The organism is Paraburkholderia sp. 32 (assembly GCF_050435345.1).
Classification (GTDB): domain Bacteria; phylum Pseudomonadota; class Gammaproteobacteria; order Burkholderiales; family Burkholderiaceae; genus Paraburkholderia; species Paraburkholderia tuberum.
Genome location: NZ_JBNDKD010000003.1, coordinates 100,565 through 115,261 on the forward strand (window position 1 = coordinate 100,565; position 14,697 = coordinate 115,261).

The 14,697-nt window shown below is 57.9% G+C and carries 13 protein-coding genes and 3 pseudogenes; 8 read left to right on the forward strand and 8 right to left on the reverse strand.

The genetic code is table 11. The features are described 5' to 3' along the window. Positions 1-256 precede the first annotated feature (256 nt). The 5 genes and pseudogenes from OKW26_RS23125 to OKW26_RS23145 all read right to left on the reverse strand — a co-directional run bounded on the left by OKW26_RS23125 (position 257) and on the right by OKW26_RS23145 (position 3,392). Positions 257-883, reverse strand: coding sequence for an IS4 family transposase (locus OKW26_RS23125; protein ID WP_429355347.1), 627 nt, complete (start codon positions 881-883; stop codon positions 257-259). Further along, positions 861-1,166, reverse strand: a complete 306-nt coding sequence (locus tag OKW26_RS23130; RefSeq protein ID WP_429355348.1) for a GTP cyclohydrolase I — start codon at positions 1,164-1,166, stop codon at positions 861-863. The genes OKW26_RS23125 and OKW26_RS23130 overlap by 23 nt, the downstream gene beginning before the upstream one ends. Further along, positions 1,147-1,305, reverse strand: a pseudogene (locus OKW26_RS23135) (3-(3-hydroxy-phenyl)propionate transporter MhpT); the annotation flags it as partial. The pseudogene OKW26_RS23135 and the gene OKW26_RS23130, both read right to left, overlap by 20 nt. A gap of 109 nt (positions 1,306-1,414) precedes the next feature. After that, positions 1,415-2,437 (reverse strand): 4-hydroxy-2-oxovalerate aldolase, encoded by a 1,023-nt coding sequence (gene mhpE / locus OKW26_RS23140; protein WP_429355349.1) that lies wholly within the window; start codon positions 2,435-2,437, stop codon positions 1,415-1,417. Positions 2,438-2,450: 13 nt separating this feature from the next. Next, on the reverse strand, positions 2,451-3,392 hold the full coding sequence (locus OKW26_RS23145) for an acetaldehyde dehydrogenase (acetylating) (RefSeq protein WP_429355350.1): 942 nt from the start codon (positions 3,390-3,392) through the stop codon (positions 2,451-2,453). Positions 3,393-3,519: 127 nt separating this feature from the next. Here OKW26_RS23145 and OKW26_RS23150 point away from each other — a divergent pair, with 127 nt between their 5' ends. Next, positions 3,520-4,002 carry a transposase gene (locus tag OKW26_RS23150; protein ID WP_429355351.1) on the forward strand — a complete coding sequence of 161 codons (483 nt, stop codon included), beginning with the start codon at positions 3,520-3,522 and terminating at the stop codon, positions 4,000-4,002. Positions 4,003-4,058: 56 nt separating this feature from the next. Here OKW26_RS23150 and OKW26_RS23155 read toward each other — a convergent pair whose 3' ends face one another. After that, positions 4,059-4,226 (reverse strand): porin, encoded by a 168-nt coding sequence (locus OKW26_RS23155; protein ID WP_429355352.1) that lies wholly within the window; start codon positions 4,224-4,226, stop codon positions 4,059-4,061. Between the two features lie 96 nt (positions 4,227-4,322). After that, entirely contained in the window at positions 4,323-5,102 is a 780-nt protein-coding gene (locus tag OKW26_RS23160) for an ABC transporter substrate-binding protein (protein WP_429355353.1), read from the reverse strand. 445 nt (positions 5,103-5,547) lie between these two features. Between OKW26_RS23160 and OKW26_RS23165 the strand changes: the two genes are divergently transcribed. From OKW26_RS23165 to OKW26_RS23180, 4 genes are all read left to right on the forward strand, one after another. After that, entirely contained in the window at positions 5,548-5,931 is a 384-nt protein-coding gene (locus OKW26_RS23165; protein WP_429355354.1) for a hypothetical protein, read from the forward strand. 406 nt (positions 5,932-6,337) lie between these two features. After that, a complete protein-coding gene (locus tag OKW26_RS23170) occupies positions 6,338-7,663 on the forward strand; it encodes an LLM class flavin-dependent oxidoreductase (RefSeq protein WP_429355355.1) in 1,326 nt (441 codons plus the stop codon). 28 nt (positions 7,664-7,691) lie between these two features. Continuing rightward, positions 7,692-8,192: a flavin reductase family protein gene (locus tag OKW26_RS23175; RefSeq protein ID WP_184062911.1), complete on the forward strand. Its 501-nt coding sequence runs from the start codon at positions 7,692-7,694 to the stop codon at positions 8,190-8,192. 296 nt (positions 8,193-8,488) lie between these two features. Beyond that, entirely contained in the window at positions 8,489-9,406 is a 918-nt protein-coding gene (locus OKW26_RS23180; protein ID WP_429355356.1) for a LysR family transcriptional regulator, read from the forward strand. A 248-nt stretch (positions 9,407-9,654) separates the two neighbouring features. Here the strand turns inward: OKW26_RS23180 and OKW26_RS23185 are convergent. Next, positions 9,655-10,788 (reverse strand): annotated as a pseudogene (locus OKW26_RS23185) (IS3 family transposase). 576 nt (positions 10,789-11,364) lie between these two features. On the opposite strand from OKW26_RS23185, the gene OKW26_RS23190 reads away from it, so the two are divergent. The 3 genes and pseudogenes from OKW26_RS23190 to OKW26_RS23200 all read left to right on the forward strand — a co-directional run. After that, positions 11,365-12,249: an acetaldehyde dehydrogenase (acetylating) gene (locus OKW26_RS23190; RefSeq protein WP_429355357.1), complete on the forward strand. Its 885-nt coding sequence runs from the start codon at positions 11,365-11,367 to the stop codon at positions 12,247-12,249. Beyond that, positions 12,246-13,271, forward strand: a complete 1,026-nt coding sequence (gene dmpG / locus OKW26_RS23195) for a 4-hydroxy-2-oxovalerate aldolase (protein ID WP_429355358.1) — start codon at positions 12,246-12,248, stop codon at positions 13,269-13,271. Before OKW26_RS23190 ends, dmpG begins: the two co-directional genes overlap by 4 nt. A gap of 152 nt (positions 13,272-13,423) precedes the next feature. Continuing rightward, a pseudogene (locus OKW26_RS23200) lies at positions 13,424-14,190 on the forward strand (SDR family NAD(P)-dependent oxidoreductase); the annotation flags it as partial. Positions 14,191-14,697: the final 507 nt, after the last annotated feature.

Genomic DNA, 14,697 nt, shown 5'->3' on the forward strand with positions numbered 1-14,697 from the left:
GTGGCGTGTCGAGAGATACATCCAAAAGTGTGGGCATCATGGAGACATGTCTAAATCTGCCGTACTACTTAGGTTTATAAAATTGAAGTATTCGATCAATCAACTTCGATTTCCATTTCCGCAACGACGGGTTTCACTGTGCAATACAAAAATTGATTTGTAAAATTGATTGTGTTGATGCCTTGCATCTATAACGTGGATACGTTGAGAAATGCGTTTTACAGTGAGTGGATAGAGGCATGTCCCTATACAGGAGTCACGAGTCGTCTTCGCGAAGGGCCTGAATGGTCGAGACTGCATCCATAGTTCGCTGCATGCCGATCCAGAGGGTTTTCGCACCCGGTTCGCCATCACTCTTACGGCGTAGAAGTCCACCCAGTGAAGAAATCAGGCGAATGATTTGATCGAGCGTGATGGGCGTCTTCGGTCGAGGCTTCTTCGCCAGCAGAAACTCACCGCGTATCTCGTCGGCATGGAAGAACAGTGACGCATCCAGTTCGGGGCGGGTCCGGCCTAAACGCATCAGTCGGGCAATGCGCCACAGCAACATGCGGTGATCCCAGTGGTTTTCGACCCAGTCGCACAGCAGCGTCTTGATCGAACCGAAGTCGATGATGCGCCCGAGATCGTCAAGCGAGGCGGCTTCGCAAGCGAAGTGGATGCGGTAGTTGTGCCCATGCAGGTTCTGGCACTTGCCTTCATTCCCGTAGACGCGGTGCCCGCATGAGATGTCGTGATAATGCTCGGCCTGTAGCATGGTCAGAACTCTTTGTCGTGCGATGTTCAGGAACTCGTCGCGTGCGCCTTTGCGATCGCGCAGGAAGCCGCGCATCACACTTGTCATCATGGTGACTTCGTGGTCACACACGCCGCGCGTCGTCATGCGCGATTGCGTTGCACGGGTGAGCACGCCCAAGCCCTGCGGCGTGGCCCGTTCCTCGATTTTCGTCGGCCAGTTGCATCACGGCTTCCTTCTGAATCTGGGAACACGACATCACCCAGTCGGCGAGCCGGTTGAACTGCGACACGCCGATCAGACGGTCACCGGGTATCACGCCAATCCATGCGCGGCCCGTGACCGAGGCCAAGTGATGCGAGCGCATCGGGCGAATCGGGAGAGAGCCGACCGTATGGAACTCATCGAGCCGCCGCGGCCATTTGCGCAACGGCCAGGTGAAATTCGCGCGCCATGCGCGGCGCGGCGACCCCGGTCGATTGCAGGTCGAGACCTTCGAGCAACGCGACGCCAAGACACAATCCAATGGTGATAGCACCGCTTGCACGGGCCGATGTTGACGTTTTCATGCGATGTCTCCAATGTGAAATCAGCGTCGCTCTTGGCGGCGATACGCTGTTGGCAAGATTTGCGAACACGCGGCGGCTGCGTTCAAGCGCAGGCGCCGCGAGTGCTGCTTCAGCTTTGGCTTTCGAGTGCCCGCGTCAAATCCAGCGCGACGTCGACGATCATGTCTTCCTGGCCGCCCACCATGCGGCGCTTGCCGAGTTCGACGAGAATGTCGACGGTCTTCAGGCCGTACTTCTTCGCGGCCACCTCCGAGTGACGCAGGAAGCTCGAATAAACGCCTGCGTAACCGAGCGCGAGCGTCTCGCGGTCGACGCGCACCGGACGGTCCTGCAGCGGACGCACAATGTCATCGGCTGCGTCCATCAGCGTGTACAGGTCAGTGCCGTGGTTCCAGCCCAGACGCTGCGCCGCGGCGATGAACACCTCGAGCGGCGCATTGCCCGCGCCCGCTCCCATGCCGGCGAGACTCGCGTCGACGCGGTCACACCCTTCTTCCATCGCGACGATCGAATTGGCGACGCCGAGCGACAGGTTGTGGTGGGCATGCATGCCGGTCTGCGTTTCGGGCTTGAGCACGCCCTTAAGCGCCCTGAAGCGCGCACGAATGTCGCTCATGTTCATCGCGCCACCCGAGTCCACGACATAGATGCAGGTAGCGCCGTAGCTCTCCATCTTCTGCGCTTGAACGGCGAGGTTTTCGGGGGTCGTCATGTGGCTCATCATCAGGAAGCCGACCGTGTCCATGCCAAGTTCACGCGCATATTCGATGTGCTGCATCGAAATGTCCGCTTCGGTGCAATGCGTCGCGACGCGCACCACGCGCGCGCCCGCCTCATACGCGGCCTTCAAATCGTGAATCGTGCCGATGCCGGGCAACAGCAGTGTCGCGATGGTCGCGTAGCTCACGACGTCGGCCGCCGCCGCAATCCATTCGAGATCGCTGTGTGCACCAAATCCGTAATTGAAGCTGGAGCCTTGCAGACCATCGCCGTGCGCGACTTCGATACTGTCCACTTTCGCCTTGTCGAGCGCGCGTGCGATGTCCTGCACGTTCTTGATTGAGTACTGATGGCGGATGGCGTGCATGCCGTCGCGCAATGTCACATCGGAGATATAAAGCTTCTTGCCCATGTCGGTGTGCTCCCTACGCGTTCGCGAGCGATTGGGCCATGCGCTCGGCGGTCGCGAGCGCGGCGGAGGTCATGATGTCCAGATTGCCCGCATACGCCGGCAGATAATGTGCTGCGCCTTCGACCTCGATGAACACCGAGGTCTTGAGTCCGCCGAAGCGGCCAAGTCCGGGGATGTTGAGCGGCGAGTCGGCAGGAATCTCGTCGAACTGCACCTTCTGCTTGAGACGGTAGCCAGGCACATACGCGTTCACCGCGCGCGCCATCTCCTCGATCGACGCCTCGACCTGCGCGCGCTCCGCGAGTTCGGACAGCACATAGACCGTGTCGCGCATCATCAGCGGCGGCTCGGCCGGATTCAGCACGATGATCGCCTTGCCCTTCGCCGCGCCGCCGACCGCTTCAATCGCCTTCGACGTGGTCTCGGTGAACTCGTCGATGTTCGCGCGCGTGCCGGGGCCAGCCGACTTGCTGCTGATCGATGCGACGATTTCCGCATAGTGGACCTTCGCCACGCGCGACACCGCCGCCACCATCGGAATGGTCGCCTGCCCGCCGCACGTGACCATGTTCACGTTCGGCGCATCGAGACGCGCATCGAGATTGACGACCGGCACGCAGTACGGGCCGATCGCGGCAGGCGTCAGGTCGATCATCCGGATGCCGGGCTTGAGCGCGCGCAGGAAAGCGTCGTTCTTCACATGCGCGCCGGCGGAGGTTGCATCGAACACAAACTCGATGTCCTCGAAGACCGGCAAACGCGCCAATCCCTGAACGCCCTCGTGGGTTGTCGCGACGCCGAGCTGCGCGGCGCGCGCGAGACCGTCGGAAGCGGCGTCGATGCCGACCATCGCCGCCACTTCCAGGTGCAAGCTGCGACGCATGATCTTGATCATCAGGTCCGTGCCGATGTTGCCGGAGCCGATGATCGCGGATTTGAGTTTTTCGGAAGCCATGTCAGTCCTCAATGCTACTGGTTGCAGGTTTTTCGCAGGGGTTAAAATGGGCGGAAAGGCCGGCTGGGTAAGGGATTGGAGCGGTTGTCGTCGAAGCGGCTAGCATCCATCGCTTTGCTGATGGAAAATGGCACAACGCCAAGCCCGACAACGGATTCCGGTGGAATTGAGCGAAGCGCAATTCAACGAATTTGTCTTACCTCATTTGCCACGGGGTCGTCGAGGCCCGCTGCCGCGACTGCCGTTGTACAGGATCTTCAACTACATCCTGAAGGCGCTTTACCTTGGCTGCCAGTGGCACACGCTGCCGATCGACAGGAATCAGCAGGGTCGACGCGAAATCCATCCGACGAGCATTTACCGGATCTTTCGTCGCTGGCAGGCGAGCGGATGTTTCGACGCGATATTTCTGGCCTCAGTACGCCGACTCCAGCAGGACCCAGTTGCTCGATCTGTCGATCATTCACGGCGACGGCACAACGACTGCGGCAAAGAAAGGCGGCGACAATCTCGGTATCAGTGGCGTCGCCGGCCATCACTGCTCACGCCGACGGGTTCAAGCTTCAAGGGATCTGAGGGATTCTGCGTCATGTGTCCACCTGTCAGTTAGGTGGACACATACTGCGCCGTCCCGCCCCAGGAAACCATGTGCGCCTAATTCACCGCTTACCCTTGGACCGTACCGCTCTGGAGCTCGGACAGCTTGTTGCCACCGACGTTGTTCGTATAGTTGACTCCTTCATCGATCAGACCGTAAAGCGTCACGGTACTTTGGGCCATTGTGGGAGCCGCGGCGGCTGACATCACGAAAGCTGCAAGAAGTTTCATTTTCATTAAGGTCTCCAAAGGTTATATTGTGGGTCACGATGCTTCTTTGTGCGCAACCCTGGGTCGGGCATGCGGTCTGTTTTGCTGGGCAGTTGACGTCAATTAACCGCCGTAAATATCGAACGTGAAGTACTTCTTCGCAATTCGGTCATACGTCCCATCCTTGCGGAGACTGTCGATCGCACCGTTGATTGCTTCGAGCAGGGCTCTGTCACCCTTTCTCACACCGATGCTGACGCCCGGGCCGAAGATGCTTTCGTCCTTGATGGCCGGACCTCGCGCGAAACCGAAATCATGACCCTGCGCAGTATTCAGGAATCCCGACTCAGCCGTTGGCCCCGAAACCAGTGCCGCATCGAGCCGCCCATCCGCGAGGTCATTCCATACCTGGTCTTGCGAAGGGTAGGGCACAATGTCAACTCCATTCGTCCAATGCTTCCGTGCATAGGCTTCCTGTGTGCTTCCCTGCAAGACTCCGATATGCTTTCCGTTGAGCGATTCGGGCATTGCCACCAGAGCCGAGCCGCGCCTTACAACCAGCGCTTCGAAGTTGGCGTATATCTTGTGGCTGAAATCGATTGCCTTCGCGCGCTTCCCGGTCTGCGACATTGACGAATTGATCGCGTCGAACTTGCGCGCCTGCAACGCGGGAATCATGCCGTCGAACGAGTTTTCAACCCAGACGCACTTCACCTTGAGCTTCGCGCAAATTGCATTACCCAGATCGATGTCAAATCCAACGAGATCGCCACTCGGAGTTTTCGACTCAAATGGCGGGTAAGCGCTGTCGACTCCGAACTTAAGTTCCTTTCCATCGTACGCGAATGCCGCAAATGGAATGGACGTTGCGCACAGGGCGACCAGCAGCGTTTTAATCTTCATTTTGGTTTCTCATAAATTCCAAGTCCGGATTTGCGGCATAGTACTTCTGCTTTTATTGCGTCGGTGGCCTCGGACTCGGACGCCCCTCGGGCGCATCGCCGGATGTAATGGCATCTAGGTTGGAACGGCATAGCCGTCGACTACAAGCCTTTTGAGGGTGTCGATTTGAAGCGATCCAATTTCGGAAAGAATGTCGTTGTCCGCCACAAAGTCCCGACCGTGACAAGTTAAAACAACAAGCTTATGCAGGACAAGCGATATGGAGGATCGAATCGTTGCGCGCAGCAGGGCGAGCGGCCCGGTTTTTTAGTACACGGGGACGTCGGCACAGTGCGCCGCAAGCTGCCGCCCGGCCCAGGACGCGGCCGCCTGATCGATGTGTGCGCAATTCAGCGGGCCGCGCACCTGGATCGGCGCGGACCGACGAGTGCCGCCACGCGGCCACATGATCGCCGAGATATCTCTTCGAGAGGCCGAGCCTCATTTTTCCGTCTTTCATCATTTCGACACCTCAATTGCGGATTACGCCACCCGACAATGCATGAGCGGCATGAGCGGCATGAGCGGCATGAGCGGCATGAGCGGCATGAGCGGCATGAGCGGCATGAGCGGCATGAGCGGCATGAGCGGCATGAGCGGCATGAGCGGCATGAGCGGCATGAGCGGCATGAGCGGCATGAGTGGCATGAGTGGCATGAGTGGCATGAGCAGGATGGTGTGCTGCCGACGTGAACGACACAATGCCGTCAAAATAGGTCCGGTATTCGAAATGCGTATAGGGGGTTTCCCCCCCATATGGCTCGGCTCTGCAATTCAGTGGCCTCGCTGAACGAACTTAATGCCAGCCGCGACTATGGACCGAGCAGGCCTTGACTCGGCGAACACGCGTCGGATGCCGGTGCGGTACGGCGCACGGAGCAGGCCCACGGCCGTCGATAGGGCCGGCACCACCGTCGCGCTGCACCTGCCGAAGGCTGGCAACGATGTCGCCCCAAGGGCGCGAAGCGCAGCAATGAGACAGGCACCGCGCACACCGATAACGATGCAGGGTTTTTCGCATGGGCAGCACATCGGGCCAGTTTCAGCCTCGCCTCAACGAAGTCAGGGAATACCCTTATCCGCTTTTCAAATAGACGGCCGCCTTTGGCGACATTGTTTATCGGACGGTGAAGCGCGAACATTCACCCATGCCGCCATGTTCCGGGCGGACCAGTCCAAGAATGGGAGCGCATGCAATGACTAAAGACGGAAAAATGAGGCTCGGCCTCTCGATGAGATATCTCGGCTATCACGTTGCCGCCTGGAGGCATCCGGATGTGCAGGCGGACGGAGCGCTGAGCTTTGCACATTTCCTAAACACGGCCCGCAAGGCGGAAGCGGCGCATCTCGACATGGTTTTCTTTGCTGACGGTCTTGGGATCCGCGCCAATGACAATCCGAAAGGATCACTTGCGCGTGACATGCGGAATGCAGAGTTGGAACCGATCACCCTTCTCGCCGCACTGGGTGCAACCACGTCAAACATCGGGTTAGTGGCAACTGCCTCAACCACCTACAACGAACCGTTTCACGTCGCACGGAAATACGCTTCGATCGACCACATCAGCGGCGGCCGCGCCGGATGGAATGTCGTCACTTCGTGGTCAGATGAGGAAGCTCAAAACTTCAACAGGAACGAGAACCTTGCCTATGAAGAGCGGTACGAACGAGCCGACGAATTCGTCGACGTTGTCAGATCCCTTTGGCGGAGTTGGGAGGAGGACGCGTTCGTTCGAGACAAGGAAAGCGGACTTTTCTATCACGAAGACAAGTTGCACGTGCCGAACCACAAGGGCAAGCATTTCCAGGTACGCGGCCCGTTGAATTCCGCGCGTACTCCGCAAGGAGAGCCGATCATCGTGCAGGCCGGAGCTTCCGAGGCCGGACGTGAGCTTGCCGCCAGATGCGCGGATGTGGTTTATAGCAATTCGCATTATCTGAAACATGCGCAAGATTACTATGGCGATCTGAAGGGGCGGCTCGCGAAGTATGGTCGCGAGCCAGGCGAGTTGTTGATCATGCCGGGCATTACACCGTTCGTCGGTAGGACCAGGCAGGAGGCACAAGACAAGTTCGACCAGCTTCAGGAGCTTATCCACCCGCTGAGCGGCCTGGCCGAGCTCTATAACGCGCTCGGCGACCTATCCGGCTATCCGCTCGACGGGCCGGTGCCAGACATCGGTGGGCAGAAACTCAGGAGCCTTGCATCAAACCTGTTGGAGATGGCTCGTGCCGAGAACCTCTCAATTAGACAACTCTATCAGCGCGTCGCATCGACTTTCTCGGTACGCCTGGTGATCGGAACCGCCAGTGACATCGTTGATGAAATGGATGAGTGGTTCAAGAATGATGGCGCAGACGGCTTCAATTTTTGCCCGGCCATTCTTCCGGGCGGTATGGACGACATTAGCGATTTCATCATCCCGGAACTGCGCCGCCGTGAGTTGTTCAGGGACCGATATGAAGGACGAACTCTGCGCGAGAACCTTGGCCTCAAACCCAGTGTCTACAAGCGTGGGTGAGCCGTCATAGTCTAGTCAGGTGACAGAAATGCAAACCATCGATTCCAAAGCTAACTTCCAGCAGGCGATGTCGTTGTTCGCTGCCGGTGTTACAGTTATTACCGCAATGCACCACGCAAAGCCGGTCGGCCTCATCGCGACATCGGTGTGCAGTCTCTCCGACGACCCACCGTCGGTCATCGTCTGCGTGAACAAGTGCGCTTCGTCCCACGATGCAATCCTGGGCGCAGGTAGCTTTGCCGTGAATCTTCTTTCGACAGCGCACTGCGGGCTCGTTGATACGTTTCGCAAGCGCAAAGGGCAAGACCGTTTCGCCGCCAACAAATGGTCATCTCTCGAGACCGGTGCGCCGATCCTGCCTGATGCTACCGTTGCATTGGACTGCGAAATCAGCGATCGGCATGACGGATTCACTCACTCCATCATCGTTGGCGTAATCAGAGAGATTGCGTTCAATGAGACTGTCGATGCGGGATGCCTTCTGTGGCACGAACGTGGTTTTGCACGAAGCGCGCCTCTAAGAATTTGACTGGCAGACGCTGGTGCGGTCATGTCACTGAGTACGCGTCTGGCATGATCGCAGATAAAACTGCAGATTTTGGTCTAACGGATTGATATCAATTTCTTGATGCGAGGCGTCTTGATTGCCCGTTCAACTTGGCTGGCCGGTGTGATCGTTCGTCTTATGCGCACTTGATTGGGCGGTGTCGACTTAGAAGGACCAGCAATGCTCGATCATATGAATACCGTGGCCGACACGCCCTTGCGATGTCGGTCCGAACCATAGATGATGGTTGCTGAAAGGGGAAAGTCACTTGGGAAATCATGAACATCCGGCAACTTGAAGCGTTCCGCACGACCATGATGGTCGGCACTGTAAATGGTGCGGCGGATCTACTGGGGCTGTCTCAGCCATCGGTGAGTCGCTTGATCACCGAGCTCGAAAAGGAGCTCGGCGTGACATTGTTTAACCGCGCTGCTGGCAGGCTCGTGCCGACGCCTGAGGGCAGGATGATCCACGAGCAAGTGGAGAACACATTCCGTGCGTACCAAAAGATCGGAGAACTTGCCGCTGATGTGAGGAAACTTCGCGTAGGCGGCATTTCGATCGCATGCATGCCTGCCCTCGGAATAACTTTTTTGCCGGCAGTCATAGCCCTGTTTTGCGAAGCTCACCCAGACGTTGATATCTCACTGGATGTTCAAACCTCCACGAAGGTGGAAGACTGGATTGCGACGGAAAGAATCGATCTTGGTCTTGCAGAAGTACCTTACGACCGCGAAGATCTTTCGGTAGACGAATTCTGCAACGTTCCCTACTACGCGGTTATGAAGAAGGGGCACAATCTCGGTAAAAAGTCGACGCTTTCACCTGAGGATTTCGAAGGTTGCACATTTATCTCAACCACGGCGCACTATCAAGACCGGCCGCATGTTGATCGTCTATTTGAATCGCGAGACGTAAGCCGTGTTATGCGTATCGATACGTCATTCTCCCACTCGACATGCGAGTTGGCCGCACTAGGAATGGGTGTCGGTTTTATCGATCCTTTCAGTGTTCACGGATACCTTGACCGGGTCGACGTTCGACTCGTGGACCCGTGTATCACCTTCCGGGTTGGGCTGCTATACCCGAAGTGTCGCCCGTTGTCGAAAGTGGGGCGAGCATTTGTTTCGTTTATGAAGCAGCATCGTGATCGATGGTTCGCTGAAGTCGCAGCAGCTTGCAAACTCCATGAATGACTCTGCCCAGACGCTTTTAACCTGGCAGTCGCGTAGGCGGCCTAGATTGATCGCCTGAATATGTTCAGACCTGGGCGCAAATGGAGTAACTCTAGAAAAGTCCGTCTCACCCTGTTATCAAATTCCGACTATGGCTATCCAAATAATTCGCAGACCTGGTTATCCGATTGATGCGCAGTTCGTCGAGAGAGGTGGCCTCGCTTGTTCGGACAGGTTCTCGATATTTTTAAGTGGAACGTCCAGGGCAGTCATGCTGCCAATTTGATCGCAGGCAGTGTTGCGAAGTATGCCTCATCCGGCGTGCGGTCTTCCAGACTCGAATGAGGCCGTCGCTGGTTGTACAGATTGATGTAATCGCCGATTGAGCGCCGGGCGTGGCCGACCGATTCATAGGCTTTCAGATACACCGCTTCATATTTCACGCTTCGCCACACGCGCTCGACGAACACGTTGTCTCGCCAGGCACCTTTGCCGTCCATCGACAAGCGGATGCCCCGGCTGAGCACGGCCTCGGTGAACGCTGTCGCGGTGAACTGGCTGCCCTGGTCGGTATTGACGATCTCAGGTTGCCCGTACTTCGCGAACGCTTCTTCCAACGCCTCGACAACGTGCATCGCCTAGATCGTGATCTCTACGCGGTGGGCCAGTACCTTCCGGCTGACCCAGTCCACCACGGCGGTCAGATACACGAAGCCGCGCGCCATCGGGATATCGCTCGTATCCAGTGCCCAGACCCGGTTTGCCCGATTGATCGTCATGCCCAGCAGATACGGCCAGATCTTGTGCCGCGCATTGCGTCGGCTCGTGTTCGGCTTGCAGTACAGCGCCTCGATACCCATGCGCTTCATCAGCGTGCGCACGCGCCTGCGGCCAATCTCGTGTGCCTCGCGACGCAGCAGTCGCGCCAGCATCCGCCCGCCGGAAAACGGAAACTCCATGTGCAGTTCATCGATCCGGCGCATCAGCAACTGGTCTGCCTCGCTCACCGGTTGCGCCCGGTAATACACGCTCGATCTTGCGATACCAACGAGTCGCGCCTGCTGCGAGACCGGCAATGCGTGTGTACGATCGATCATCGCTTTGCGCTCAGCAATCCCGCCTTGTTGAGCGCGCCGCTTAAAAAATCGTTCTCCAGCGTGAGCTGGCCGATCTTCGCATGTAGCTCCTTCAAATCGACTTGCGGCTCGCTCGACGCCGTGCCGCCTGCGCCAAACACGTCGGCGGCACGTTCCTGCAACTGCCGCTTCCATTCGGTGATCTGGTTCGGGTGCACATCGAACTGCTGCGCCAGTTCGGCTAGCGTCCGCTCGCCCCTTGACCGCCGCCATCGCCACTTTCGCTTTGAACCCGGCTGAGTGCGTCCGTCGGGTTCTCTTCGTCATCTTCCTGGTTCCTTTGTCGGCATTATCGCCGGCTCAGGTCCCGAGCATTCCACTTATCCGACTGTCCGAATTTGCGCGGCCATCTCTCAGCGCGTGGGCCGCAAGCCACGCGCTACACATGCGTTTCACTCGCCTTTGGAGGTCTTCGCAGGCATGCGCGAAGTCGCTTCAACACGTCCCTCTGCATTTCACTAAACCGGTTGCACTTCACCTTTCAAACTGCTCGACCAAATACGCTCGCCGCTTAGCTCTGAGTCTAAACGCGTGCGGTTTGTCGGGAAGTCGACCTCATTGTCTGAAGACCGACGTTAATGAGCGGCACAATTCTTCGCAAGTGGGTCAGAGGTCCTGTCGTCCCGGGATTCCGAGGGTTTGCGGCCCACATGGCCCGGAAGCTGCTCAGAGACTGCGCGGATACAGTCCGGTCGCTGCCGCAACCGCGGAGAAAGACCATATGCCCTCAGCACACGGAGACATGGTCACGCTATGCAGCCCCCGATTCGCAACCACGTTTCTAACTTTTTCTCAACTGGAAGGTGCCAATGTTGATGATTTGGAGCGCAAAGAGAGCGCGAAATGAGTGATTCACGCACGAACGTAGCCATCATTGGATCAGGAACGCTTGGTACCGATCTGATGTGCAAGGTCCTCGCGTCGGAAAGCTTGAGCCTTGCGTTTTTGGCCGGACGCGATCCGAAGAGCCGCGGGCTCGCCGTTGCGAAAGAGCGTGGCGTCGAGACGTCGGCGGATGGAATCAATTTCCTGAAAGCGCACCGCAATGCATATGACATCGTGTTCGATGCGACCTCCGCCTATGCGCACGTCGACCACAATGCCGTTTTTTCTGCTTGCGGGAAATTTGCCGTCGATCTGACGCCGGCTGCCATTGGTATGGTGTGTGTGCCATCGGTCAATCTCACCGACGTCGCCGGGCAGCAAAACGTCAGTCTGGTTACCTGCGGCGGACAGGCGAGCTTGCCGCTCGCGCATGCGCTCAGGCAGGCGACGCAGCAGATTGACTACCTCGAGGTCGTTTCAACAATAGCGGCCGCGAGCGCGGGCATGGCGACGCGGGAAAATATCAACAATTACCTTACTACTACCGAGCGGGCCCTGTCTCTCTTTTCGGGGGCGGACAAGGTGAAGGCGATCCTAAATATCAATCCTGCGGAACCGGGCGTAATGATGCAAACGACGATCTACGCTTACGCGAAATGTGGTGACTTTTCCGAAATCGAGGGCGCAATCAGTAGCGCCGTCGCTTCCGTACAGGAATACGTCCCCGGCTTTCAGATCGTGCTCGCGCCGATTCTGGATGAAGGACGAATCACTGTCAGCGTGAAGGTGCAAGGCAGCGGACATCATCTACCGAGCTATGCGGGCAATCTCGACATCATCAATTGCGCGGCTGTCGCGGTAGCGGCGCACAAGGGCCGTGTGACGAGGAGCAAGCAATCGTGAAAAGCTACATCACTCTGACCGACGCATCCCTGCGCGACGGAAATCACGCAGTGCGGCACCAGTTGACAATTGGGCAGATCGTCCGCTACGCGCAGGCCGCCGACGTGGCTGGGATCAATATCGTGGAGGTGGGCCACGGTAACGGACTGGGTGCCTCATCGGCTCTGCTGGGTAAAGCGGCGAGCACCGATGCGGAGATGCTGGCGTCCGTGCGTGAAAAGCTCAGGCATACGAAGCTCGGAGTTCATTTGATTCCCGGGCTCGGCAAGATATCCGACATTGAGGTGGCGCTAGAAGCCGGCGTCGACGTGTTTCGGCTGGCATCCCATTGCACCGAGGCCAACATCACCCGGCGTTTCATCGAGTACGTGAGGCACGTCGGGAAAACCGCCTATGGCGTGCTGATGATGTCGCATATGGCCGATGCCAGAGAGATCGTGGATCAGTCCCGCCTGATGCAATCGTACGGCGCGGAGGCGATCGTCCTGATGGACAGCGCGGGCTTTTCGACCCCGGATCTCGTCAAGGAAAAGGTCGAGGCCCTGATCGATGGTCTGTCAATACCAATCGGGTATCACGCTCACAACAACTTGGGGCTCGCAGTAGCGAACTCGATTGCCGCGGCGGAGAGCGGTGCTACGCTCCTCGACGCCTGCGTGTGCGGTTTCGGCGCCGGCGCCGGCAACACGCAGCTCGAAACGTTGGTTCCAGTTCTTGAGCGCCATGGGTACCAGTTAGGTACAGACTTCGCGCGCGTAGCCAGACTAGCGAAGTGCGCAGACGAGGTGCTGCCGATCCGGACCCCTCACATCCCCATCGCTAACATCATCACGGGCGTTTTTGGCCTCTTCTCGGGTTTCGTTCCGCACATCGAGCGCCTAGCGTCCGAGCTTAAGATCGATCCTTTCGAGCTGTGTCAGGCCCTTGCCCAGCGAAAGCTGGTAGCGGGGCAAGAGGACGTGATCGTAGAAGAAGCGCACCGCCTCGCGGCCATGAGCGCACAGAGCGTCGCGGTGAGGTAGTTCCGTCCGCGAAGATGGCACACGCCGACGTTTGCCGTCCTTGCCGAGAGTGGCGATTTGAACAACATGTATCTGGTTGCGTTGCATGTGCAGCGCCGGTGCAGCATCTGACAGATCTTATCGCGTCATGATTTCTTACAGGACAGAGAGCAATGAGCAAGCTTGCACATAAAGCAGCAGTCGTAACGGGCGCATCGAAGGGTATCGGTGCTGCCGTTGCAAAGGCGCTGGCGGCCGAAGGCGCGGCCGTCGTCGTCAACTATTCAAACAGTAAGAAGGGAGCGCATGCGGTTGTCGATGCAATTACAGATGCCGGAGGCAAAGCCGATTACAGATGCCGGAGGCAAAGCCGTCAAAATCGGCGGCGATGTCTCGAAACTGGCGGACGCACAAGGTATCGTCGACGGCGCGATCGAGCATTTCGGTCGCCTTGACATCGTTGTCAACAACGCAGGGATCTACGAACTAGCTTCCATAGAGGACGTGACGGAAGAGCATTTTCATGAGCAGTTCAATATCAATGTGCTTGGCACGCTGCTCGTCACACAAGCTGCGATCAAGCATCTGCTCGGAGGCGGCAGTATCATCACCCTTAGTTCCGTCGCAAGTCACGCGGCAGTTCCGAGAACGGCAGTTTATGCGGGTACGAAAGGGGCCATCGATGCCGTTACGGGGGTGCTTTCGCGCGAACTCGGACCACGCCACATTCGCGTTAATTCGATCCAACCCTAGCATAGTCCTGACAGAAGGTACGCACAGTGCGGGCATCGTCGGGTCCGATTTTGACGCTCTGGTGCTCAGACAGACGCCTCTGGGTCGTCTTGGGCAGCCCGATGATATTGCTGCTGTGGCGGTGTTTCTCGCGTCGGATGACGCGCGGTGGATTACGGGCGACAACCTGCTCGTTGGTGGTGGCTTACCGGATTGCGGGCCATCGCGAAAGCGGTGGAATCACCACCGGCGCCTACCGGGGTGCGCGCCAGTTCTCGACCCTACCTTAAGGGGAGGGGCTGTAAACGGGCCGGGTTAGCCGCGTACCGCCGCCAGTTCCTTAACCGGACACTACTGATACTGATAAAGGCTTCTTGGATCTCTCATAGCAATGCCCTTCTATGGGGAATCAGAAGTCAAGCCCTGTTCGAGATAAAATTTCGCCATGCGAAGTGAATCTCCTTACCCGTTGTCTACGGCCAGTTTGCGTGGTCGCCTGCTACGACCAGACGCAGACTGGCCGTAGACAACCTGTGATTCGCAGGTTCCGACGATGATGACCGACACCATTTGTAGCCTGGCATGTCAATGTCACTCAGGTCAGGGTGTCTGTTGACCGGTCAGTGCCGGGTCGACCTTCTATCCGTGCCGGCCTGGCAGGCCGGTCACCTCATGCCGCATGCGCGAAGCGCTGGCGCCACCCTGTTACCGACGC